General features: G+C 47.0%; 27 protein-coding genes and 1 pseudogene. 1 reads left to right on the top strand and 27 read right to left on the bottom strand.

Translation table 11 applies throughout. The features are described from left to right. Positions 1-390: 390 nt before the first annotated feature. From ACTHPA_RS03875 to ACTHPA_RS03835, 9 genes are all read right to left on the bottom strand, one after another. Positions 391-549, bottom strand: coding sequence for a hypothetical protein (locus ACTHPA_RS03875; protein ID WP_440498809.1), 159 nt, complete (start codon positions 547-549; stop codon positions 391-393). Next, positions 546-1,784 carry a helix-turn-helix domain-containing protein gene (locus ACTHPA_RS03870; RefSeq protein ID WP_440498808.1) on the bottom strand — a complete coding sequence of 413 codons (1,239 nt, stop codon included), beginning with the start codon at positions 1,782-1,784 and terminating at the stop codon, positions 546-548. Before ACTHPA_RS03870 ends, ACTHPA_RS03875 begins: the two co-directional genes overlap by 4 nt. 131 nt (positions 1,785-1,915) lie before the next feature. Continuing rightward, positions 1,916-3,205, bottom strand: coding sequence for a S8 family peptidase (locus tag ACTHPA_RS03865; protein WP_440498806.1), 1,290 nt, complete (start codon positions 3,203-3,205; stop codon positions 1,916-1,918). A gap of 233 nt (positions 3,206-3,438) precedes the next feature. Then, a complete protein-coding gene (locus tag ACTHPA_RS03860) occupies positions 3,439-4,218 on the bottom strand; it encodes an ABC transporter permease (protein ID WP_440498805.1) in 780 nt (259 codons plus the stop codon). Beyond that, positions 4,187-5,104: an ABC transporter ATP-binding protein gene (locus ACTHPA_RS03855; protein WP_440498804.1), complete on the bottom strand. Its 918-nt coding sequence runs from the start codon at positions 5,102-5,104 to the stop codon at positions 4,187-4,189. The genes ACTHPA_RS03860 and ACTHPA_RS03855 overlap by 32 nt, the downstream gene beginning before the upstream one ends. Next, positions 5,101-5,820 carry an ABC transporter ATP-binding protein gene (locus ACTHPA_RS03850; RefSeq protein ID WP_440498802.1) on the bottom strand — a complete coding sequence of 240 codons (720 nt, stop codon included), beginning with the start codon at positions 5,818-5,820 and terminating at the stop codon, positions 5,101-5,103. Before ACTHPA_RS03850 ends, ACTHPA_RS03855 begins: the two co-directional genes overlap by 4 nt. Further along, positions 5,813-6,181, bottom strand: a complete 369-nt coding sequence (locus tag ACTHPA_RS03845) for a GntR family transcriptional regulator (protein ID WP_440498801.1) — start codon at positions 6,179-6,181, stop codon at positions 5,813-5,815. The genes ACTHPA_RS03850 and ACTHPA_RS03845 overlap by 8 nt, the downstream gene beginning before the upstream one ends. A gap of 2 nt (positions 6,182-6,183) precedes the next feature. Next, entirely contained in the window at positions 6,184-6,837 is a 654-nt protein-coding gene (locus tag ACTHPA_RS03840) for a hypothetical protein (protein WP_440498800.1), read from the bottom strand. Continuing rightward, positions 6,834-7,616, bottom strand: a complete 783-nt coding sequence (locus ACTHPA_RS03835; protein ID WP_440498799.1) for a hypothetical protein — start codon at positions 7,614-7,616, stop codon at positions 6,834-6,836. The genes ACTHPA_RS03840 and ACTHPA_RS03835 overlap by 4 nt, the downstream gene beginning before the upstream one ends. Before the next feature lie 392 nt (positions 7,617-8,008). Between ACTHPA_RS03835 and ACTHPA_RS03830 the strand changes: the two are divergent. Next, positions 8,009-8,376: pseudogene (locus ACTHPA_RS03830) on the top strand (VOC family protein). On the opposite strand, the gene ACTHPA_RS03825 reads toward ACTHPA_RS03830, so the two are convergent. The 18 genes from ACTHPA_RS03825 to ACTHPA_RS03740 all read right to left on the bottom strand — a co-directional run bounded on the left by ACTHPA_RS03825 (position 8,373) and on the right by ACTHPA_RS03740 (position 24,248). After that, entirely contained in the window at positions 8,373-9,323 is a 951-nt protein-coding gene (locus ACTHPA_RS03825) for a hypothetical protein (RefSeq protein WP_440498798.1), read from the bottom strand. The pseudogene ACTHPA_RS03830 and the gene ACTHPA_RS03825 overlap by 4 nt on opposite strands. 84 nt (positions 9,324-9,407) lie before the next feature. Then, positions 9,408-9,884 carry an acyl-CoA thioesterase gene (locus tag ACTHPA_RS03820; protein WP_440498796.1) on the bottom strand — a complete coding sequence of 159 codons (477 nt, stop codon included), beginning with the start codon at positions 9,882-9,884 and terminating at the stop codon, positions 9,408-9,410. A 61-nt stretch (positions 9,885-9,945) separates the two neighbouring features. Then, a complete protein-coding gene (locus ACTHPA_RS03815; protein WP_440499205.1) occupies positions 9,946-10,635 on the bottom strand; it encodes an ABC transporter ATP-binding protein in 690 nt (229 codons plus the stop codon). Positions 10,636-10,662: 27 nt separating this feature from the next. Beyond that, positions 10,663-11,409, bottom strand: coding sequence for an ATP-binding cassette domain-containing protein (locus tag ACTHPA_RS03810; RefSeq protein WP_440498794.1), 747 nt, complete (start codon positions 11,407-11,409; stop codon positions 10,663-10,665). Continuing rightward, a complete protein-coding gene (locus ACTHPA_RS03805) occupies positions 11,402-12,214 on the bottom strand; it encodes an ABC transporter permease (protein ID WP_440498793.1) in 813 nt (270 codons plus the stop codon). Before ACTHPA_RS03805 ends, ACTHPA_RS03810 begins: the two co-directional genes overlap by 8 nt. Continuing rightward, positions 12,211-13,182: an ABC transporter permease gene (locus ACTHPA_RS03800; RefSeq protein WP_440498792.1), complete on the bottom strand. Its 972-nt coding sequence runs from the start codon at positions 13,180-13,182 to the stop codon at positions 12,211-12,213. The genes ACTHPA_RS03805 and ACTHPA_RS03800 overlap by 4 nt, the downstream gene beginning before the upstream one ends. Continuing rightward, positions 13,172-14,740 (bottom strand): ABC transporter substrate-binding protein, encoded by a 1,569-nt coding sequence (locus ACTHPA_RS03795; RefSeq protein ID WP_440498791.1) that lies wholly within the window; start codon positions 14,738-14,740, stop codon positions 13,172-13,174. The genes ACTHPA_RS03800 and ACTHPA_RS03795 overlap by 11 nt, the downstream gene beginning before the upstream one ends. 16 nt (positions 14,741-14,756) lie before the next feature. After that, on the bottom strand, positions 14,757-15,521 hold the full coding sequence (locus ACTHPA_RS03790) for an urease accessory protein UreD (protein WP_440498790.1): 765 nt from the start codon (positions 15,519-15,521) through the stop codon (positions 14,757-14,759). 34 nt (positions 15,522-15,555) lie between these two features. Continuing rightward, a complete protein-coding gene (ureG, locus tag ACTHPA_RS03785; RefSeq protein WP_440498789.1) occupies positions 15,556-16,185 on the bottom strand; it encodes an urease accessory protein UreG in 630 nt (209 codons plus the stop codon). A gap of 18 nt (positions 16,186-16,203) precedes the next feature. Then, complete coding sequence (locus ACTHPA_RS03780; protein ID WP_440498788.1) at positions 16,204-16,944, bottom strand: urease accessory protein UreF; 741 nt, start codon at positions 16,942-16,944, stop codon at positions 16,204-16,206. Then, positions 16,886-17,332 (bottom strand): urease accessory protein UreE, encoded by a 447-nt coding sequence (locus tag ACTHPA_RS03775; protein ID WP_440498787.1) that lies wholly within the window; start codon positions 17,330-17,332, stop codon positions 16,886-16,888. The genes ACTHPA_RS03780 and ACTHPA_RS03775 overlap by 59 nt, the downstream gene beginning before the upstream one ends. 36 nt (positions 17,333-17,368) lie before the next feature. Further along, a complete protein-coding gene (gene ureC / locus ACTHPA_RS03770; protein WP_440498786.1) occupies positions 17,369-19,084 on the bottom strand; it encodes an urease subunit alpha in 1,716 nt (571 codons plus the stop codon). Next, positions 19,085-19,450: an urease subunit beta gene (gene ureB / locus ACTHPA_RS03765; protein ID WP_440498784.1), complete on the bottom strand. Its 366-nt coding sequence runs from the start codon at positions 19,448-19,450 to the stop codon at positions 19,085-19,087. A gap of 17 nt (positions 19,451-19,467) precedes the next feature. After that, a complete protein-coding gene (gene ureA / locus ACTHPA_RS03760) occupies positions 19,468-19,770 on the bottom strand; it encodes an urease subunit gamma (protein ID WP_440498783.1) in 303 nt (100 codons plus the stop codon). A gap of 492 nt (positions 19,771-20,262) precedes the next feature. Beyond that, entirely contained in the window at positions 20,263-21,276 is a 1,014-nt protein-coding gene (locus ACTHPA_RS03755; RefSeq protein ID WP_440498781.1) for an ABC transporter ATP-binding protein, read from the bottom strand. After that, positions 21,277-22,221 (bottom strand): C40 family peptidase, encoded by a 945-nt coding sequence (locus ACTHPA_RS03750; RefSeq protein ID WP_440498780.1) that lies wholly within the window; start codon positions 22,219-22,221, stop codon positions 21,277-21,279. After that, positions 22,218-23,324 carry a mandelate racemase/muconate lactonizing enzyme family protein gene (locus tag ACTHPA_RS03745; RefSeq protein ID WP_440498778.1) on the bottom strand — a complete coding sequence of 369 codons (1,107 nt, stop codon included), beginning with the start codon at positions 23,322-23,324 and terminating at the stop codon, positions 22,218-22,220. The genes ACTHPA_RS03750 and ACTHPA_RS03745 overlap by 4 nt, the downstream gene beginning before the upstream one ends. After that, positions 23,325-24,248, bottom strand: coding sequence for a S66 peptidase family protein (locus tag ACTHPA_RS03740; protein ID WP_440498777.1), 924 nt, complete (start codon positions 24,246-24,248; stop codon positions 23,325-23,327). It abuts the gene before it with no gap. Positions 24,249-24,290: the final 42 nt, after the last annotated feature.

Below are 24,290 nucleotides of genomic sequence, written 5' to 3'. Positions count from 1 at the left end.
GTTTGCATGGTGTTCTACGGGGGTTCGCGCGAGTTCAGGCCAGTTATGGCGCAGTCTCACGATGTTATGCTCGTCTCAGGTCTTTCCACCCACCCAAACACCACCAATAATCACCCCCATCATCAAATTCGACATCCTTGTGTCTGCCGTTGCCTCCACCCAAAACTGATGCTACAATGGAATGTAGGATTGACGATAAAAAGGAGTGAAGTCTTCATGTGGTTCATTTATATCATGTACACGCTGTTCGCTTTTATCGCCCTTGGCACAATAACTGGTCTTGTCAGCACATTCAACAATCATAAGTGATTGTTGAAGTGCTTTTTTGTAATCGCGTCACGGCAAATAGAAAAGGTGTCCCGCAGCTGCAAAGCTCGGAACACCTTTTTATTATACTTGTGGGGGTAAGATCGATGGTGGTGTTAAGTTATCTCTTCCTTTTGTGTTTGCTTCTACGCTGTCATTCGGATCCATTGCCAAAGCAGTTCCTGTTCCGGCAAATGCGGCGAACATTGCCGTTAGTAAAATGATGGATAACTTTCGTTTCATAATTCCTTCTCTCCTTTGTCATAGTAATATAAACTATACAGTGCCGCTTTTTCGTTATCGCCGATGGATCGGCAATAGTTTGCCAACCGCCAAGCGATACTTCTTGCTTCCCCTATATAATCATGTTTCTTTAGAAAAGGAAATACCGTTTGTTCACAATAGTCAAAAAGTTCTCGTTGGGAAAATTTTGTCTTTCTAAAGTAATTCAACTGAATCTTTAAATATGGGTCATTCTTCCTTTCCGTAAGCTTTTTCAGTTCATCGAGCAACGGATCCATTTCTTTTTGTTCTTCGACAGCGGTTTGCAATAAATGGATTAGTACCGCCTGATAATAATCCGTCCCCGGTTCCAACAACGCTTTTAATTCCGTCAACATCTCGTATGCCGACTTATGGAGACCCCTCCGATTTTGCAATACCGAATAGTTATAGAGTGCTCCTTGGTACAGCTGATCCATCTCCATCATTTTGGCGTTGCGGAGAATTGTTTTGAATAAACCATCCGCTTGCAAGGCAAAGTCGCGATTTGTGTAGTTGATGGCCAGCAGGAGCTGTGCGTGGAGGAGGCGGATATAATTGCAATCCTTTCGGAAGTGGTCGACAGCCATTTCTGCAAAGTATGTCGATCTGCCGTATTGCGTTCGATTGTGGAGCAAGTACGCTTTTTGATAGAATAATTCTCCTTCGAACATGAATGGAATTCGTTCGCGGTATTCTTCGATTTGTTCCAATCGGTTTTCTGCTTCTGTAAAGTTTTGAGAAAAAATATCGAACATGAGGTGAATGACTTTGGAGACGCCTCTTTCATAGTCCGTAAATGATGTTTCCATTCGTTTTAGGATTGAGACTTGTTGAGTTGCGCGAGGCATGTCCCGCTTGAATAAATAGTAACGCAACTTATAGAGCTCGTAGCGGTTCACTAAATCCGTCGATTGCAAATAGTCCTCTTGAGTGGAAAGCTCCTTATATACTTCTTCCATCGATTTCAGGTCGTAATAGACCGAGTGCATAATGAACGTTTCCAATTTCGCTTTCCAATATTCGTATGTATCCACTTCCCTCTCCCATTCAATGCCCATACGTTTAAACAGTTCATTGATTGTTTCATTATGGGGAATGTATTTATTCGACTCGATTTTACTTAAATGGGAGATGGAACAGACACCTTTGCTAAGTTCGGCTTGCGTTAGATTGTTTTTCATTCTGTAGTATTTCAGGATGGATCCGATATTCATCATAAGCACCCCTTTACTTTCTTACTATTCAAACGTATCATGTCAATTACATGATTACATGAGAAAACAGTCCCAGGGGAGTAAGGGACTGTTTTCGGCCTAATGTATGGGATTTTCATTAGGAGGCTAGTTTAACGTACTCGTGCGAATCCAAATCCTGACGCAATGTCGTCTCCTCGTCCGGCATGATAACCACCGAGGATGTCATATGATTTCGCACGATTTTGCAAGTTGGCGCGTAGTTGAACGTTTGTGAAGCTTGGATTTTCCGCCCAGACTTTCGCTGCCAGTCCTGCGACATGCGGTGTTGCCATAGATGTGCCGCTAATTGTCGCGTATCCGCCATTGTACCAAGTCGAGAAGATGGATGTGCCAGGTGCCGACAGTTCAACATCTCCCGTTTGGATAAGATGATCGCCTGCTGTCCTTGCATGGCCCCGAGATGATGAATTGGCGACACGATATGTGCCATTTTCCAATCGGTTTTCAAGATTCGCAACTGCGATTGCTGATGGCAATGCCGCCGGATAATCGATCGAACCAGGGGAATAGCCGTCGTTCCCTGCCGCAGCGACAACCAATACACCGCGGTCATACGCATAGTTGACGGCATTCGTGATTAACGAACTTTCTCCATTCGAACCGAGGGACATATTGATGACGACTTTCACGCGCTGCACTGATGCCTGATCTGCCGCGTGGCGGATTGCATTCGCAATATCATCCGCATAGCCGTTTCCGGAGTCGTTCAATACTTTATATGCCCAAAGCTTCGCATTTGGAGCGACCCCGTAAACCCCTCTTCTGTCATCTCCGCCTTCGCCTAATGCAGTCCCAGCGACGTGGGTTCCATGCCCATTGCGGTCGGTACAAGAATTATTTACTAGCGACGAGCTTTGTGTGAAGTCTTTACATTGTTCTGCGTTATAGTATAAATCGTTATGATTAACGTTAACGCCGGTATCGAGCACGGCGATTCTCACGTTTGAGCCGCCTGTCGTAGAAGTTAAATTATTGTCATTATAAATCGCTTTGATTCCCCAAGGAACAGACTGGCTTGCAGCCGCCGCATCCACTTCATCATTCAACTTCAAAGAGGACGGATCAATTTGAATCGAAAGGACGTCCACTTTTTCGACAGTGATGTGCGGCAAATGTTGCAAAGCCTCAAACTCCTTCGCTGTCACATCCGTCGTATAGGAGTGGCCATCGAATTCATTGCGCAGCTCATAGCTTTGTTGAAGCTGTTGCAGTTCTTTGTCACTCGTTGCCGTAATGAGTACTCGGAACGTTTCGCCCCTTTGCTTCATTTGATCCTCTTTGAAATCTCGGAAGTCGTCTTTTGCATATACGCTTCCCGTTGAGATTGCCATGCTGGCTGCAATTGCGATTGCCGCGAGAACTTTCAATGGTTTCTTCATTTATTCTCCTCTTTTCCTCATAGATTCGGTGTTGCTACTTTCACTGTAGCAAACATTCCGACAATAGGAAATTGGGAAAAATTCGATAGAAATCGACGGGTTTTGCCCCTTTTCACTCTATCTATCCACCCTCAAAATGACAAATATATAATAAAAAAGAACTAAAAAAACCGGCCATCTATGTGACCGGTATTGGGCAAATCAGGAATCCACTATTTGATTGTACCTATCAATTAAGCAGTAACATCACGTTTTACGAATGTTGTAAAGCTGATGACGAGGAAGACGATGATATAAACGGCCAATACGGCAAGTGAAAACGGCATCGTTAAATCCGGAATTAGCATCATGCCTGTCTCGAATTGAGTCAAATCCATATGTGTAAATAACAAGTATTTCGCAATTTCATATCTTGAAAGCAAGGCGCTGATCGTAGAGCCAGTGAAATAGATGAACAGCGACAGTCCAATCGCTAGCGAGCTGGATCGGAATACACTGCCGATCGTGAACGCGAATGTCGTTGTAATGAATACATTACCGAATGAAAGAAGCAGCATATATAAGCTTTTGCTCCAAACTGTCCAACTTGACAGACCAGCGTCTGGACCTGACTTAAATAACAGGAGCGCCAAAAGGATATAGACAATATATCCGATTAGCATGAGGAACATGCCAAACAGATTTACCGTTATAAATTTAGACAAGAGGATTTTCCATCGTTTTACCGGGCGTGTCAACAACATTTTAATTGTCCCTTGAGAAAACTCGGATGCGACAATGCCTGCTGCTACGATAACTGTAAGCAACAAGACCGTTCCGCCCAGTGATGATGGATCCTGGACCATCCCTTCCCTCGTGAAATTGCCACCCATATTCTCTTGCATGCTAATCCATTTCATTAACCCCATCATGCCGGCTGTTATGATTACAAGAATGCCAACCATGACCCATGTACCTTTTTTATACCATAACTTCATCCATTCATTTTGCATTAGCTTCAGCAATTTGGCCACCTCCTGTCATCTCCAAGAACTCATCCTCCAACGTCTTCCGGTGCGGTTGAACCGCAAACACTTGCAGCCCTTCGGCAATAAACGACTCGACCAAGCCCGGAATTTGGTGCTGCTCGGCGTTCACAAGCAAGCCACCTTTGAACTCTTCAACCGTAAATCCTCCGTCAAGAAGCATTCGCTTCGCCTTTTCCCCAGGGGTCGCTTCCAAATAATAGAATGACTCACGCGCCTCAGACATTTCACGGATATCGATGAGTTTACCGTTTTGAATGACGGCAATCCGATCGCACATTTGCTCGATCTCGGAAAGCATATGGCTGGAAACGAAAACGGATACCCCTTCCGTTTCGGAAATTTTACGCAAGTATTGCCGGAATTCGCGGATTCCTGCAGGATCCAACCCATTTGTCGGCTCATCCAAAATTAAGAACTTCGGCGAGTGCAGGAGCGCTTGCGCAAGTCCGAGACGTTGGCGCATCCCAAGCGAATAAGTCCCCACTTTTTCATGGATTCGGTTCTGCATCCCGACTTGGCGGATGACGTCATCAATTCGCTCCTTCGTCACGCCGTTATGCATACGAGCGAAATGGATCAAGTTCTTATATCCAGACATGAACTTATACATTTCTGGATTTTCAACGATAACGCCAACCTTCGAAAGCCCCTCCTCGAAATTCTCACGAAGCGACACTCCATCGATAACAATGTCGCCTCCCGTTTGTTTCATGAGACCGACCATCATACGGATTGTCGTCGTTTTCCCAGCTCCATTCGGACCGAGAAAGCCTGTAATCTGTCCTGGATACAACGACAAATTCAAATTATCGATGATCTTCTTACCTCGAATTGTTTTAGATAAATTCTTTAATTCTACTACCGGTTTCATTTTCCCAACTCCCTTTCCACTTGCTGGTCTTTGAATAGCGATACCATCCAGCTTGTTGCATCGATTCCGTAAAAGTCACGGATTTCGTCGACCGCCTCATGGGCAATCAACTGACCACCCCTCATAACGATAATTTCATCAAGCAGCGGCTCGACCTCCCGAATTTCATGTGTCGACATGATGACCGTCTGGCGCTCTGGATCCGTAAAACGGATGAGCCCTTTTGAAATATCGTCGCGCACCATCGGGTCAAGGCCCGAGAACGGTTCATCGAGTAAATAAACGTCCGCTTCCCTCGCAAGCGTCACGGCGATTTTCACCCGCCCGCGGTTCCCCTTCGATAAGCTTTTTATCCGCGATGTAAGCGATACGTTCAGAAATTGCACAATCTCCTTCGCTTTGACCACATCAAAATCATCGAATTGCGATTCATAAAAATCGATGAGTTGCTGAACAGTGAAATACGTATAGAAATCATCCGTGTCGGACATATAGGCAATTTTTGAAGCGATTCGCCGCGTAATCGGCTTTCCGTCAAACGTCGCGCTTCCACTGTTTGGTGTCAATAAACCCGCCATCATCTTCAATAATGTCGACTTACCGCTCCCATTTTCACCGACAAGCCCTATCACTTTCCCTCTCGGAATCGACAGCGTCACGTCTAGCAATGCCCTCTTGCTCCCATATTTTTTCACAACATGTTTCAATTCAATCATTCTCGCCACCCCGTTCCTGCAGACACTTTACAATTTCGTCCGTCGTAAATCCGAAAGACTTCACGTTTTGAATAAATGACGTTACGAGTTGTTCCTTCATTTCATTCCGAAGCGCCGTGATCTTTTCCTGATCCTCCGTCACGAATGATCCCTGCCCCCTTCTCGTCTCAGTGATCTCCATCTGCTCCAACTCCTTGTATACGCGTTGCATCGTATTGGCATTCACGCCTGCTTCAACTGCATACTCACGGACAGACGGCAACTTCTCTCCCGCCGCAAGCGTGCCTCGCATAATATCTCCCAAAATCCGGTCGATGAGCTGCTGGTAAATCGGCTTATCCGGTGAAAAATCAATGCTCATCGTCAGTACCTCACTTTCTTTTCAAGCAGGATGGCTCCGCTTGTGAATAATACGATTGAAACGATAGCGTATAGAGTTGAACCGGCGAAAGGTCCGAACCCATGCCAGACCGTCTCCATAATGCCCCATAGAATCGATCCTATGAAAAGAATGATAAGCATGACAATTGCCGCCAACCAGCCAACCCTCAATGCTAAAATCTTGTAAATCACCCATATCGGCAAACTTGCAGAAATCGCAAAGACTGTAGTCAATAACACTTTTAACAAATTTGGCCATTCTGGAATAACTCCTACAAATCCTCCAATGAAATACGTGAAAACTCCTATGCCGCTCCAAACCAGGCTAGATACCCCAACCAATAGTAAAGCAATCAGCATTTTAGCCCCCAAAAGCTTCCCTATCGAAGCTGGCGAATGCAGCCATATATCCGGTCGCTTCATGTCTGTATTAAGACTATGGACAAATAGTAACGCACCAAAATACATGTGCAAAAACGAGAACGTATTCGTAATCTCTATAAGATCAAATTTGCCCCCCACCGCCAAGGGAGCAAAACTGGATGCAGCAATGAAGATAATAAACGCGATTAATACTATAAAAGTAATCCGCTGGAGCACCCATTCTTTTCTCAATAAACCATTCCAGCTTGTCATAGCCGCACCCTCTTTTCAAACAAGGCGATTGCCAAATAGAACAAGCCAACAGTAAAGAGAACGGCGAATATAATCTCACCAGCATACAAAACTGTATTCGTGACGGTGAAGTAATCATATTGGAGATCGATCACCGGGTTCTTAAGGGACATTAGATCAAAACTGCCAACGCGTATAAATTTGTCATAAAGATTAGAACCGGTTACTTCCCCATAAATCCTTGCTGAAATGATGAATAATATTAATGTGACAACAAAGGAAAACCCTTTAAGAAAAGGCTTTAACAACTGGTCTATGACGATAAAGAAAAAACCGTATACCATGAACTGTATGGAAGCAAGAAAAACTCCGATGATCAACAAACTTCCATAAAATAATAACTCGTTGAAGATGGCCTCCGGTTGAGGTGTAATTGCATACCTTATCGCAACGACTAGTACCGTAGCAAGCAAGTATGCCAAGCCCATTCCAGCTGACATCAACATTTTCACCCCGACAAGCTTCACTGTGGACGCTGTAGAATGGAACCATATATCTGGCCTTTTCATATCCTTGTTAAACATCATCGAGAATGCAATGACAGGAACCAATATACATGCACCTGCCGCTATAAAGCCGATGGCCATCGTGATTTCAAATACGGAAATTTCCCCTATTGCGAGCACCTTTGCCAACGACGGCAATATAAACAATCCCGCCAATAGCAGAATGACTAGCACGATAATCTGCCCTCTCCACTGCACCCATTCCTTATGCAATAATCCGTTCCACTGCTTCACCTATTTACCTCCTCCTGTACCGGTGTATTAGTTACATAGTACACTAAGTTATGCAGAAGTGTAAAGTTATTTGAATGATTCATAAGAAATGAATCAAAAGACCCTTTTTGGTGATAACTTCTTTGATTCAATAGATAACTCTCTGCATTCAATAGATAACTCCGCGTATTTAATAGATAACTCTCTGGATTCAATAGATATTAAAAATTCCTCAGCTTGCCAAATGCATTTAGCGCTCTAGAAGTCGTTACAGATGCTTTCACCGTCGCAACTTATTATAAAAACAATTTACTATAATGAAATCTTATACATATTGTTTCATTTCCCGTCATAGCTTCTCTTGAAAAACTCATCTACACTGTACATAACAAAACAAAAAGGGGCGAAATACGATGACTCAATTTTTCACTGGCATCGACCATATCCAAATCGCGGCACCTCCTCAGTCTGAAGAGCAGGCACGCGAATTTTACGGCAAGCTGCTTGGCATGGAAGAAATTCCGAAGCCGGAAAACTTGCAAGGGCGCGGCGGATGCTGGTTCAAATGCGGAGCGCAGGAAGTTCATATTGGCATCCAAGCTGATTTCATGCCTGCCAAAAAAGCGCATCCCGGCTTCACCGTACATGCGCTTGAACAATTGAAATCACGATTGGAAACAGCCGGTTGTTTAATATCAGAAGAACCGCCGATCGCAGGACGTGCCCGTTTCTTTCGCACGACCCGTTCGGCAATCGGATTGAGTTTTTGGAGTTTGATTAAGACACAATAATATCCTTCTCCTGCTGGTCGAGACGCTTCAATTCTTCCATTGCTTCATCGCGTTTTCGCCGCAATTGGTCTTGTACACGGCGGACGTCGTGAAGCACGCTGTTCAGCTTACTTTTTGCGTCCGTAATCCGTGAATGCACCGCCCAGTCGGAGAAGATATTATCAAAGAAAATATCCGTAAACGTGAAAAAGTCGTTATGGTTCACGTTGAAAGATTCTGTTGCGGCATTTTGGACGTCCATCAACTCCGTCTCGTAATGACGAAGAGCCCGTTGTGCGCGGTGCACAAGGTCGTCAGAGCTGTTCATTTCCGAATACTTCATTGCGGAGACGATAAGTCCGCCGCCTAAAAATGTATCCCACATCGACAGCCCTTCCGCATTGCCAAGCTTGTCGAGTGCGGCGTCCAACGCCCGTTTTGCCTTGTCGCCCGCCTCATACGCCTCGTCGATTTCCCTCACCAATGAACGCACCCGCACCCGGTCATCAGCAATTTTCTGCAGTGTGCTATTCGCCGTCGTATCGTTTTGCCGGATCCACGCCTCTTTCTCTTTCAAAAAGTCCTCCCAATCTTCATCTACATAAAGGAAATCATCACGTTTCATCTCTGCGCGCAGCCGCCCGACTTCCGCCTCCAAGTCGGTTACCGTCTTTTCAGCTTCATTGTATTTCAACTCGGCCTCCGCGACTTCATTGATCTCCTTTTCCATTTGTTCATCCCATTTGCCCGTCCACTCTTTGATTTTATTCGCAAATGAAAACTTGCCTAACTTCACGACGTCCTGTTGCTCCTTCGATAGCTGCCGATGCAGGCGATCGCGCAACTGAACCGCTTCTTTATATTGTGCCTCCGCACCTTCCAGCCTTCGTTTCACTCGATTCCGCTCATTCCGGAGCATCGTCAGTTCCATTTGTCGTTCATGTATATCCGCTCTCATTATGCTCACTCCTTTCCTTATATACGGAAAATTCCGTTGAAAGTTTCAAGAAAAAAGCCGCCCATAAAAAGGCGGCGACTTTCATTAATGCTTTATTTCCCTCCGCAGTATCCGGTGATTCCGGCGGGCGGGACCTGTTTCAAATAAGCGTTTTTCCGCTTCGGTTTCCGGATAGACGCCTGGAACCGGAGTCGGTTTGTTGTTTTCATCCATCGCGACCATCGTCAAGAATGATTCGGTCGTCAGTTTTTTCGCGCCTGTCAACAGATCCATCGAGTGCACCGAGACGAAAATTTCCATTGATGTGCGCCCTGTTGAGCTGACGACGGCTTCGAGTTCAAGTACGTCCCCGACTTTGGCGGACGACAAGAAGTCGACCGAATCGATGGAGGCAGTGACGGCAGCCGCCTTGTTCGAATGTTTCATCGCTGTAATAGCGGCAATTTCATCTATGTACGCCAGAACTTTTCCACCAAAAATTGTTTGCATATGGTTTGTGTCCGGCGGCAATACAAGTTTCGAAATGATCGTCCGTGATTGACTCATTGGTCGTTGTTCCATAATCCATCTCCCTCTCAATACTCTTTTCCAGTATACCCACTACTTAATTAGTTGAACAAGCTTACGCGAACAATTGGCGGGAATACGGATGCGTGAATGAAAAACGACCATCCCGTTTCACGCTTTCCTCGACAATCTTTCCGCCTTCCATTACATACACTCGCTCGCATAAATGCTGTACAACTTTTAAGTCATGGGAAATGAAAAGAATTGCCATGCCCGTCTCCCGGTTCAATTTCTGAATGAGCTCGACAATCTCCTTTTGAACTAGACGATCGAGGTTGGACACGATTTCATCGCATATTAAAAGCTTTGGCTCAATTAGCATGGAGCGCAACAAGTTCACGCGCTGCCGCTCACCGCCACTTAACTCCGAAGGGCGCCGATCCAAATGTTTTTCTTCCAAGCCGACCGTTCCAAGCATCAATTTGATATGTGCATCCCGATCGTCTTTCATCGACCGAAGCGGCTCCTTTAAAATATGGCGGACTGTCCAGGAAGGATTCATGGCGGCGGATGCATTTTGGAAGACGATTTGGCAGGCGGCATAGAAATCATCCGTTTCAAAGAATGCAATCGTTCCTTCATCCACAGGCTCTAATCGCATGATGAGGCGTGCCAGCGTGCTTTTTCCGCTGCCGCTTTCGCCGACGATTCCGACAAGCTCCCCTTCACCTACCGACAAATTAATATCGTGAAGAACAGTCTTTCGCTGTTTTCCCTTGCCATAGCTTTTTGAAAGATGTTCCACTTGCAGCAATTTGCCCGCCCCCCTTTCCTAAAATCGGCTATCCAGCAAACGCTTCGTATACTCATGCACGGGTTTCCTAAAGACATCTGCAACAGGTCCCGTTTCTACAACTTCGCCCTTTCGCATGACGATCATATCATCGGCTGTCTCCGCCACGACTTCCAAGTCATGCGTAATAATCAACACCGTCGTTCCGTTTTCATTCAATAGACGGAGCCATTTCAAAAACTCCTTCTGTACAACTTTATCGAGAGCTGATGTCGGTTCATCTGCAATGAGCAAAGTTGGTTCAACATACAAGGCGCAAGCAATCATGCATCGTTGCAGCATCCCTCCGGATAATTCGAATGGATACCGTTCCAAGATTTCTTCGGATAAACTCAGCCTCCTAAGAATCTCCTTCATCTTCTTTAAAAAGCTAGCTTCATCATCGCCGATTCGGCCTGCAGAAAATGCGTAAAGCTGTCGACCTATCTTCACGCTTGGATTATAGCTGTTCAATGGATCTTGAAAGATCGTGAAAAACTCCTGTCTCCGCAAAGCTAAAATATCTTTCTTCGAAGCTTCTAACAGATCCTCGCCTCTGAAACGAATTTCTCCATATACATGCGCACCAATTGGCAATATGCCTAATATGGCTGCAACTGTCATGCTTTTTCCGCTGCCGCTTTCGCCGATCATTGCCGCCACTTTCCCTTTCGGAATGAAAAACGAGCTTTGATTCACAACAGGAGTACCATTAATATTAATCGACAATTCCTTCACCTCAAGCACTGAACCGCCCCCTTTCAGGATCCTTCAACGCTTCCCCGATGAAGTTAATAGATAAGATCGTCATGAAGATCAATATTCCTGGGAAAACACCGATCCACCAAGCGCCGATCAATAAATCATTTTGGGCATTGTATAGCATATTGCCCCACGATGGAACCGCAGGCGGAATGCCGACCCCGAGGAAGCTGAGGGACACTTCAATGAACACGGCACCTGCCAAATTGAAGATCGTCACGACAAAAAGCGGCGGCAGACTATTGCGCAATAGATGACCCGTAATGATTCTCCAAAACGGTGTGCCGAACATTTTCGCCATCTTCACATATTCCGTGTCCTTTAGCCGGATGAATTCCGAGCGGACAATCCGAGCGGTTGTGAACCAGCCCGTCACGCCAATAATAAATGTCATCCCCCACATTCCGCCTTGCATGATCGCCTGAAATGCTAAGACGAATATGAGGGATGGGATTGAAATAAGGGCTTCCAAAATCCGCATCATGACACTATCGGTCCAGCCGCCTACATATCCGCTAATTCCTCCATATAGGACGCCGATTACAAATGACAAGGCGACCGACAAGCACGCGACAGCCAATGTCACCTTTCCACCTTGCAATAAACGAGAATATACATCCCTGCCGAGATGGTCCGTCCCTAACAGATGGCCTTCACCCGGCGGCGCATAAACCGCATCTAAATCCATTTCATTTACAGGTTGTGTTGCCAAAAAATCCGAAAACAACGTCAAAGCGAGTATCAAACCTAAAAGCGAGCACCAGAAGACAAGTTTCTTCCACGATTTCATACGCCCACCTCCCTTTTCCGGAGTTTCGGGTCGAGGACATACATGAGCACATCAATGATAAAAAGGCTGATGACGACAATCAAACCAGTCAGCATAATGCCGCCCATAAGCAACGGATAATCCTTCACCATGACCGATTTCACGAGCAATTGTCCGATGCCCGACCAGGAAAATAATGCTTCCACAATGACAGAGCCTCCGAAAAATGAAGGGATCGTGACTCCGAGATAATTCAAATATGGGATAAAGGCATTCCGTAAAACTCCTCGCCTAATTTCCCTTTCCTCAACACCGTTCGCCCTTGCCGCCATCACATAATAGCTTGCAATTTCGGATTTCACGCTTTCTTGGAGAAAGCGTGCGTAAAGTCCGACATGCGTTAAGACAATGACAGCTGCAGGCATGAGGAGATGTTTCATTTTATCACCAAAACCGCCATCCCCTCCTAGGCTTCTCGTACCGGACGACGGCAAGACACCTAGTGTAACAGCGAATATATAAATGAATAAAATTCCGAGCCAAAACGCCGGAATGGAAGAAGATGCGATACTGAATGCCGACAGACCTCGGTCCAGCAACGATCCAGGCCGCATACCCGCCGCCATCCCGAGCCAAATCGACCCCGAAATAATAAAAAACATCGATGCCCCAAACAACAATAACGTATTCGGCAGCCGTTCTCCAAGAATCGCAGCAACAGGGCGGCCCTCTTTCGCAGACATGCCGAGATTCCCTTTCACGGTCTCTTTCAACCATGCCCCGTATTGGACGATCAGCGGACGGTCCAATGCAAAAGCCTTGCTGATCCGCTCTTTTTCTGCGGCAGTCAACGTTTGGGCATTGCCTCCGTAATAGGCAGTCGCGGAACTACCCGGTCCCGCATGCATAATGAAAAAAGAGAGGAAGCTCACGATGAAGAGGACGAGTATCCCCAACATCATGCGCTTCCCGACCCATTTAACGGTCATTCCACTTCCACTCCTCGACATTCCAAAGGAAACCGGAGCCGTGATGACCGAGTGTACGCTCCTTTACACCTTCGATATTTCCGTGAATGCCATAAACTGCATTGACATATGCGATGAATGCGAATGCCGGATCGTTCGCCAATTCTTCTTGGAAGTCCATATAGCTAGTCTTCCTTTCCTGCTCATCCATTGACAAACGACCTTTTTCAAGCAATGCATCTACTTTTTTATTCGAATAACTTCCGTAATTATAACCGGATCCTGTCAAGCTTGATTCCGAAGAATGGAACAAACTATACGTATGATGATCCGCGTCATACGGACTGCCCCATCCGATCATGAAAGCGTCTGTCTCTTCAATCGTGATGGCACTCCAATCAAGCGCCGCCACGTTGACATCCGCTCCGATCGACTTGAAGCCTTCCGCAACATAGTTCGCCATATTGACGCGCACCGCATCGGAAGCAGGAGCTGTGATTGTAAAGCTCAGCTTCTTACCGTCTCTATAGCGGAAACCGTCTTCTGATTTTTTCCAACCGGCTTCATCCAGCAAGGATTCGGCATGTGCGATATCAAAGCTGTATTTTTCGATGTTTTCATTATGAAAAGCATGTTTTTGAAGAGGCGAATAAGCCACTTTCCCATACCCTTTCAAAATACCTTTCACAATTTGCGCTCGATCGATGGCGTAGCTGAATGCCTGCCGCACCCGTACATCTTGCCATACATCATTTTGCATATTGAAAAGGATTCCTCGGTAGTCCGCGGTATCGATATTGTAAATCTTCACATAATCCCGTTTCTCCAGTTCACCGACTTGTACCGGGTCGAGCAATGCAATATCGACTTCTCCCGAAGCTAATTGCAAGGCCCTTACATTGCTGTCAGGAATGAATTTGAAAATGACTTTCTCGATGGATGGCTTCGTGCCATAAAATTGCTCATACGCTTTCAACGTCAAGCTATTTCCCCGATCCCATCGGTCGAACTGATAAGGCCCTGCACCGATCGGATGGCTATTGAAATCTGCTGTCCGCATATCCACGCCGTCAAACGCATGCTTTGGCAATATCGGCAACGTCAATTTATCCAATATCGGCGTGAAAGGGTGCTTCAGCTTCAGTTCAAATTCATAGTCGTCGATCTTCTTCAAGGATTCTACTTCATTGAAATCGGACTTCAAGAACGATGAATTCTTGTCATCCAAAACACTCTCAATTGTAAAGATGACATCGTCCGCAGTTAGCGGTTCACCATCATGAAATCGGATGTCCTCTCTTAACTTGAATGTGTACGTCAATTTGTCATCCGTCATAGTGAACGACTCTGCAATATCCTCTTTCGGTACATTGTTTTCGTCAAAGCGGAACAGCCCGCGGAATAGAAGCGCGTCCAAATTCGTCTCCTCAAGGAGCGGATTCAATCCATCAAACTCTGATTCCGAAGCATAAATAAGACTGTTTTCTTTCACGACAGACGTCTCTTTTTTCCCGCAGCCTGCAATGGCAACGAGCATGATTACTCCAATTAACACTATCATCAGTTTTTGTTTATACATAGTTTCCCTCGCACTTTCATATGAGCGCCGACAATTCGGAAAAGACACGTTTCAATTCCTGCTGCAGTCTCCATTGATTGACCCCAAGAAAACGGCAATGCACCGCATTTCCAGCTAGTCTGGTAACGCCTGCACGTAATCCGTCGCCAACGTTCATCGCTTCCTGAATCGCCCGTAGATCAATTTTGTCCGCTTCATCGGAAACGAGCCAAATGGATCCGACATACAATGCCTCTTCAAGTAAACCAAGCTTATGCAGATGTAGATTTTCTGGGACGAAATGAATGCTGTCGAAGGCGAGCAGCTCCTCATCGACATAAATCTTCATCATTGATTTTAATGAAGAGAAATCGAATACTTCCCCGCGCATCTCCCGGCCAGGAGCGAGAATTTCCCCCCAAAGCAAAGTTGAGCCCTTTGCCAAACGGATCGTCGTTTCCATTTGAAACTTGGAATCTGCGAATGGGATGATCACTTCAGGCATCCATTCAAGACGAGCGTCTTCTGCGACCTCCACATCTATCGATTGTACGCAAGTTTCACCTGTATGGGACCTGTATACCTTTAACGCCGATTGCTGGATGATTCTTGCTTTGCTACCGGGCAGTAGGCGGATTGAAATGTCATTCCGGTCGCCTGCCACCATTCCACCCGACGACTCCATCAAATAGACCGTCGCCGTAGGGTCATTACCTTCGTATAACTCACGGCTCGCCTTCAATGGAGGCTGCTGGAATACATGCGTCAACCGGGTGTAGCCTCTTCTCGGCTCAAACACCATATCCAGCACTCCATTATGGTGTCGACGAGCAACTTTACTCGCCAGCACTTGAAGTCCCTGCGCCTTCTAGCAACATATTCCGTTTGATCCAATTGACGATCTGGTCGACATTTTTCCGTGTACGGACGTCCGCGAGAACGTAAGGGCGGCCGCCTCGCATCTTCTTCACGTCGCTCTCGTACAATTCAAGATCAACGCCGACATGCGGAGCAAGGTCAGTTTTATTGACCAATAAAAGATCGGATCTCGTTAACGCCGGGCCTCCTTTTCTAGGAATATCTTGTCCTTCTGCAACATCGATTACATATATATACCCATCTACAAGCTCAGGGCTGAATGTCGCGGACAGGTTATCGCCGCCGCTCTCAACGAAAATGATGTCAAGATCATTGAAACGTTCCTTCAACTCATCGATTGCCGCGAAGTTCATAGACGCATCTTCACGGATTGCGGTATGCGGGCATCCGCCAGTCTCTACTCCGAGAATCCTGTTTTCATTCAACACACCGTGATTCATGAGGAATTGCGCATCCTCACGTGTATAAATATCATTCGTAATCACTGCAACGTTATAATCTTCATGCATTGCGCGGGTCAGTGCGTCGACGAGCGATGTTTTGCCCGATCCGACGGGACCCCCGATTCCGATACGTACTGGTTTCATATATAGAAACGCCTCCTGTCATGAAATAAATAATCTTGAAAATAAATATTCGTGCTTCATTGATGCAAGCTCAATGCCTAACGCATTGTTACTAATATCCGATTCTTGCAAACCGGCAACAATTCCGGCAGCTACAACGACTTCTTCAGCCAATTGATGCATTGCCTGCACACCCGTATTTTGTCCGAACGGCACTGCACGCACTGCGTTTTGGACAAGCCCGTTCACCGATGAAAATAAATACGATAGGACTGCATAATGAGCCTCCATATCATTGACAGCGCAATAAATTCCGTAAAGGATTGCATAATGCCCTTTTATTTCATTCGCATCGATCCGGTTTTTCCACTCGTCGAAAAAGGCATCCTCGACGAGCGGTGAAACTGTTTTGATGAACTGCCTGCCCAAATTGACACTCGCATCGCGGGATTCTTTTGCAAGTTTGATGGCCCCGCAAAGATTTTCCAAATGCAACAGCCGATCCGTATCACGTTGCTTTGCAGCCTTATACGCTTCCTGAATGAGAATAGCATCGCCATATACGAGATTTTGATGGAGGAAAGTCGTGCAAAAGTCAATCAGCTCTTCTTTCTTCCGGATAATATCTTCCTGGATATACGTTTCCATTCCGTATGATTGCGTATAGGTGCCGATCGGGAATGCTGAATCGTGAATTTGAAGCAAACGCAAAAACTGAATATCAGTGGGAATGGCCACGGTATTTGAAAGGTTGTTTGAATCTTCGTTCTGTCGTCTCATAGTCCACACCCACCTCATCCAATAATGGCGCCAACGTGTGATCTGCGCGGACGACAATTTCATCTTTTTCGATTAACGCTGGAGTATGGCGATTGCCAAGCTCGAATGCAGCTTTGCCCATTTCGACCATATCTTTCGGACGAATGACGATGACCGGTTCCATCTTCGTCCGGATCACGATGCATCGCTCGTCGTCTTCGAACAGCAAGTCACCGTATTTCAAAGGCTCTTCCTGATCGATGCGCAATGCGACATCCGTACCTTCTGTCGATTCCGTACGCAAAATTCGTTTGCTTAATTCTTCCCATTCGAGTTCGACCCATTCGATGCGTTTTCCTGGGATTTCTTCTGTATCACCGATATTGCATATGATTTTTTCAATTAGCATCTTGTATTCTCCTTCATAGCTAAGACTGGGGTTTTATTAGAATAAAAAATACCTCTGCGCCATTGGCAGTACGTCTACCGGTTCGCACGTGGCGAGTTCGCCGTCGATTTTCACTTCATATGTCTCCGGGTCGACGTCAATTACGGGCATTTCGCTATTATGCTTCATGTCCGCCTTTGATACGTTACGACAATTTTTCACCGTTCCAATCATCTTTTTCAGCCCCAGCTGTTCCGGAAGTCCTTCTTCCACTGCGATTTTTGGCAGGAATGTCATTGCGGCATTTTGAGGACCTTGTCCATGGTAGCCGTACATCCGGCGGCCCATTAAAGGCTGTGGAGTTGGAATGGAAGCATTCGGATCGCCCGTCATTGCATACACCGCGATGCCGCCTTTAATAACAACTTGTGCTTTTACGCCGAAAAATGCGGGATCCCATAAAACGATATCCGCCAATTTCCCTTCTTCAATGGAACCGATCTCATGCGAAATTCCTTGGGCAATCGCAGGGTTGATCGTATATTTTGAAATGTATCGCTTAACGCGGTAATTATCATGGCCCTTTCCTTCATCTTGTGGAAGCGGACCTCGCTGCTTCTTCATCTTATCCGCCGTCTGCCATGTCCGTATCGCCACTTCACCAACGCGGCCCATAGCTTGGGAGTCGGATGACATGATGCTCAAAATTCCAAGATCCTGCATTATGTCCTCTGCAGCGATTGTTTCCGGACGGATTCGCGAGTCTGCGAAAGCGACATCTTCCGCCACATCACGCTTCAAATGGTGGCAAACCATGAGCATGTCCATATGCTCATCAATCGTATTGACTGTAAAAGGTTTCGTCGGATTTGTCGAAGCCGGCAATACATTCGGCAATGATGCCATCTTCAACTGGTCAGGCGCATGACCTCCGCCAGCACCTTCCGTATGGAAAACGTGGATGACCCGTCCATCAATCGCATTGATCGTATCCTCGACAAAACCAGCTTCATTCAACGTATCGGAGTGCAGAGCGATCTGAATGTCATATTCATCCGCCACTTTCAAGCTTTGATCTAATGCCGACGGAGTTGCCCCCCAGTCCTCATGGATTTTCATGCCAATTGCACCCGCTCGGACTTGTTCAACAAGCGGTTCTGGAAAAGCAGCGCTACCTTTCCCGAAAATACCTATATTCAACGGAATGTCTTCAATTTGCTGAAGCATCCGATGCAAATGCCATTTCCCCGGCGTCACTGTCGTCGCAGTTGAACCAGATGCCGGACCTGTCCCACCACCAATGAATGTTGTCGTTCCTGCATTCAATGCCACATCCACCTGCTGCGGGCTAATGAGGTGGATATGTGTGTCGACCGCACCCGCTGTCGCGATCAAGCCTTCGCCGCCGTACACTTCCGTGCCGACTCCGATAATCATGCCTTGATCGACACCATCCATTGTATTCGGATTTCCCGCCTTGCCAATGCCGACGATCCTTCCATTCTTTATCCCAATATCCGCCTTCACAATCCCTGTATAGTCAATGATCGTCGCATTTGTAATGACCGTATCAAGCACGCCTTCGTCGGACGTCTTCTCGCTGTTCTGTCCCATTGACACGCGAAGGGATTTACCACCGCCGAAAATGCCTTCATCTCCATACGTCGTATAATCCTTTTCGATTTCAATCCATAAATCGGTATCCGCTAAACGAACCTTGTCGCCCACAGTCGGGCCGAACATTCTTGCATACTGTTCATGTGTAATTCTCACTTAACTGTCAGCTCCTTTAAATCCGCCATCCGATGCCTTCTCTACAATCTCATCTCTTTTATGAGTGGAACCTTCTGTCAATTTATTCAAACCGAACACATGGCGCTTCCCGCCAAACTCGACAAGCTCCACTTCCTTCTCCTCGCCCGGCTCAAAACGCACCGCTGTCCCTGAAGGTATGTTCAAATGCATTCCGACCGCCTGCTCACGGTCGAATTCAAGAAATTTATTCACCTCTATGAAATGGAAATGAGACCCGACTTGAATCGGACGGTCACCTGTATTTGCGACCTTCACCGTCTTCACATCACGCCCCACGTTAATTTCAATCCATCCTTCAGCAGCCTTGATCTCTCCTGGTTTCAAACGAAAAACCCCCTCTATTATTGAATTGGGTGATGCACCGTAACCAATTTTGTTCCGTCCGGAAATGTGCACTCAATCTGCACATCCTTCACCATATCTTCGACGCCTTCCATCACATCATCCGCTGTCAGCAACTGCTTTCCTTCACTCATCAACTGACCGACGGACTTACCATCACGAGCGCCTTCCATAATAAAATGACAAATAAGAGCCACAGCCTCAGGGTAATTCAACTTTACCCCACGGGCCTTCCGCTTCAGCGCAAGCTCTCCCGCCACGTGCAACATCAATTTTTCCTGTTCAACTGGTGATAACTTCAACAAAAAACACCCCCGAATTATAATCAGACATTTTCGACAACTAAAGACAGTATTCTACTCCGTCTGCCTTTCCTATTCAATTTTTTCGAATTCTTGTGTCTTGCAAGAGTATGCAATATAGGGCTGGCGCAGCCCGATTGATTGGGACCTGGCGCGATGCAGGCCGATAGAGGGAAAAGAGGAATTACAACGATACTATTATAAGATAACCAAATATCCTTGGCAACATTAACGGAAACAGGAAATTTTTCCTTGGAAATCGCGCCGTTGGCAATGCCAGAGCCCATACAGCTTCCCGCGCAGCAATCCTCCGTGTATCGGTTATGTTTTGCGCGATTTTTTCACGTATACGCGAGTTTGAGGGTGTTTTGCGCGAGTACCAGAAGATAATGCTCAAGTTTCGGCCAGTTATGGCGCAATTTGGCGTAGTTATGCTCATCTCGGGACTATCGATCCATTCGATAAACCATAAAAAAATCGTCCTGATCATAATCAGGACGACCCTACTGGAATCTTTACCGCATCCGACCGCTTCATCACTTCCTCATCATGCAAGTGACAAGCGACGAAATGCCCTTCTTCCTTTTCAAGCCATTTCGGCTTCAACTCTCCGCACACCGGCATCGCATACGGACAGCGTGTCCGGAACACACAGCCAGATGGCGGATTAATCGGACTTGGCAGCTCACCTTTTAATAAAATCCGTTCACGCGACTCCTCGATATCCGGATCTGGAATTGGAATCGCCGATAACAACGCTTCCGTGTAAGGGTGAAGCGGCTTGTCATAAAGCTGCGCGCTCGTAGTGAGCTCTACCATATGCCCTAAATACATAACGCCGATCCTGCTGGAAATGTATTTGACCATCGACAGATCATGTGCGATGAATAAATACGTCAAGCCCTTCTCCCGCTGCAGACGTTGAAGTAGTTTAACGACTTGCGCTTGCACGGACACATCGAGCGCGGAAATCGGCTCATCAGCGATGATGAATTCCGGGTCAAGAGCCAGTGAACGGGCGATGCCGATACGTTGCCGTTGACCGCCGGAAAACTCATGCGGGTAACGGTTCGCATGATCCCGGTTCAAGCCGACATCCTCAAGCAATTCATTGACACGTGCTCTCATCTCCGCTTGCGTCTTGTACATCCCATGGATTTGCATCGGCTCCGAAATAATTTCATACACAGTGGAACGGGGATTCAATGATGCGTACGGATCTTGGAAGATCATCTGCATTTTCTTTAAAAAGCGCTGCCGTTCACTGTCAGTCATCGTATGGACACTTCGTCCCTCGTAGAGAACTTCGCCGTCCGTTTTATTGTACAGGCCTAGGATTGTCCGGCCCGCTGTCGATTTGCCGCAGCCCGATTCGCCGACAAGCCCGAACGTCTCTCCTCTGAAAATGTCAAAACTGATACCGTCGACAGCCTTCAGCTTCAATCCTTTGCCTACATCAAAATGGCGTTTCAAATCCTTTACGGATAAAATCACATCGTGAGCCATTCAATTTCCCCCTTCATCTTTGCCATACCGGCGGACTGCGCATAATTCCCGCTCCAGCTTCGAACCTGCAAGCTTTACTAGCTCGATCGACTGCCCTGTTGAAGGAGAATGAAGAAGCAATCCATTTCCATAATAAAACCCGACATGACGGACGTTTCCTTTTCCTTCGTCATTTGCGAAGAATAGCAAATCTCCTTTTTCCCAATGCTCCGGCTTATCCATCGGCACTTCCTCGCCGCTTCTCGCCTGATCGCCCGCATCCCGTGGGATGAAATGCCCGCAAGCTTTCAGCATATTGTACGTGAAGCCGGAGCAATCAAAGCCGTACGAGGACATGCCACCCCAGAAATATGGAAGATCCAAATAGGCAAGGCCCTCTTCGACAGCGGCCGCCGCTTTCCGCTTTTTAAATTGATGGACGGATGAGGCCCGCACGATATCCGTTTTCAAAACTAATGCGTCCCCATCAGGTGTTTGCACATGGAAGTAGTCGTCGCTTTCATCGGTCAGCGGCAAAATCGTATTGAACGGAACAATGATAAAAGGCGTCCCGTCCGGATTCCATAATTGCGATTTTGGGACCGACACTCTTACGAATCCACCGGCCTCTGCAAGTGGCGATGCCTTTTTCAATTGGCGCAACGGCACCCACCCCGGATAGCCGCGTTCATCCTTCTTTGACGGCTGCCAGACGGCAATCACCTTCGCCCATTCACCTTCGATTTCGTCAACGATGACAGGTTCACCGTACAAAATTTGCGTCTGCACTCGATTGCCGTTGCACAAGTCCAGCCGTTCTTCATATGCAAGCTTCTCCAGCCATTTGTTCAGTTGAAGCGGATTAGAAATACCGTCAACGTCCATCTCCCGCGCCGACTCTGGTGAAGTCCAAACAGTCGCGACCGGCACTGCGCATGCGTACATATTCACTGTCAACTCCGTCATTGTCCTGTCCCCTTCCCGATCAGTTCCATTCCTTCCTGATCCAATCCGAGCCCTGGCCCTTCAGGCAGCCGGATGACCCTTCCGTCATAGACGATGCCGCCTGCGACAATATCCTTTGCCAACATAAGCGGTGCATCGAAATCGAATCTAGTAATGTTCGGCTGGCTAGCAGCAAAATGGGCTGTAGCTGTTATACCGAGCTTCGTCTCGATCATGCTGCCGACCATGCATTCAACGCCGTACGTTTCCGCCAATGCATTGATCTTTAATGCCTCGTGGATTCCACCCGATTTCATTAGTTTAATATTAATCAAATCTGCCGCCCGACGCTCCAATACATGGAGTGCATCTTTCGCGGAAAACACGCTTTCATCCGCCATGATCGGTGTGAGTGTATGATTTGTCACATACAATAGCCCATCGATATCATCTGCAAGCACTGGCTGTTCAATCAATTCAATATCGAGCCCTGCGTCCTCCATCTTTCCAATCGCAAAGATCGCTTCCTTCGGCTTCCACCCTTGGTTCGCATCGAGCCGAATTTTTGGTGCCGCCCCTACTCGTTCCCGAATCGCCCGGATTCGCTCAATATCTTCGTTAATGTCCCCGATGCCGACTTTCACTTTCAATACGTTAAAGCCTTCAGCAATATAACGCTCTGCATCATCTGCCATTTCAGCCGCATCGTTGACACTCACCGTGAAGTCGGTTTCAATTTCGCTTCTGTTCCCACCAAGCAATTGATAGAGCGGTATGCCCGCTAACTGCCCAAGCAGGTCATGGATGGCCATGTCTACAGCGGCTTTTGCACTTGTATTGCGGACGATTGACCGTTTCACCAGGCGGAATATCTCCTCGCGATTCCGAACATCCTTCCCTACTAAAAGCGGCGCAATCACCTCTTCAATCGCGTATGTAATGCTTCCGAGGGAATCGCCTGTAATAACGTGGGTCGGAGGCGCTTCTCCCCAACCGGTGCGTCCGTCTTCACAAGTCACTTTCACGTAGATGGCATATGCTGTCGTCACTGTCCGAAGCGCCGTTTTAAACGGCTTCGTCAACGGGACAGCGACGGGAATTGTTTCGATTGAGCGGATGCGCATTCATTCCACCCCCGGTAAAATCGTCAATGTCTTTTGATCTGCGTCCAGCTTTGCGGCGACCCCTAGGGGAATCGCGAAATGCGGCTCGCAGTGACCTATCTTGAAGCCCTCCACAACCGGCTTTGCTAATCCGCCCAAATAATGGTGGAACACGTCATCCAATGACAAGGTCCTCTGCTGTTTCTTTGGTTCTACATCCGAGAAATCCCCGATAACGATTCCAGCTGCATCTGACAGTTTCCCCGCCATTCGCAATTGGTTCAACATCCCATCGACTCGGTACGGCTCCTCTCCAACGTCTTCGATGAATAGCAGCTTCCCTTTCGTGTCGATTTCAAATTTCGTCCCGATCGTATCCGCAAGCAGTGACAGATTCCCTCCGACAAGCTCGCCTTGCGCACTGCCACTTGCAAGTACGTTTAACGGGGAAATCTCCTCGGTATAATGTAGCTCCATCGGTTCGAACAATTGCCGGAACATTTTTGCGGAGAGTTCATGGAAAGTGTCCTTTCCGACACAAGATGCAAGCATCGGACCATGAAAGGTGACAAGGTTCGAATACAGGCCGATTGCCGTATGGAGGAATGTAATGTCGCTGAATCCCCAAAACACTTTCGGGTTTTCCCGAATCAACTGCAAATCCAGCCGATCCGTGTAGCGAGCCGAACCATATCCGCCCCCCGCACAAATGATGCCGCTGATGGACGGGTCCGCGAACATGTCTTCCAAGTCTTGCAGCCTTTCATCATCCGAACCTGCTAAATAACCATTGACATTATTTACATGTCGCCCGAATTTCCATTTCAGTCCAAGCTGTTCAAGAAAAGCGAGAGAGCGTTCTAGATTGGCTTGATTCGGAGGGCTTGAAGGAGCAACGATTCCAATCGTATCCCCTGCATGCAGCCTTTTCGGTCGTATTCTCAATCTCCGGCACCTCTTTCCATTAATAATCATTGTTAACATGGA

The sequence above is a fragment of the Sporosarcina sp. SAFN-015 genome, from assembly GCF_051966875.1.
GTDB lineage: Bacteria > Bacillota > Bacilli > Bacillales_A > Planococcaceae > Sporosarcina.
Note: the sequence above shows the minus strand (reverse complement) of the source record. Positions and strands in the feature narration are given on the sequence as shown.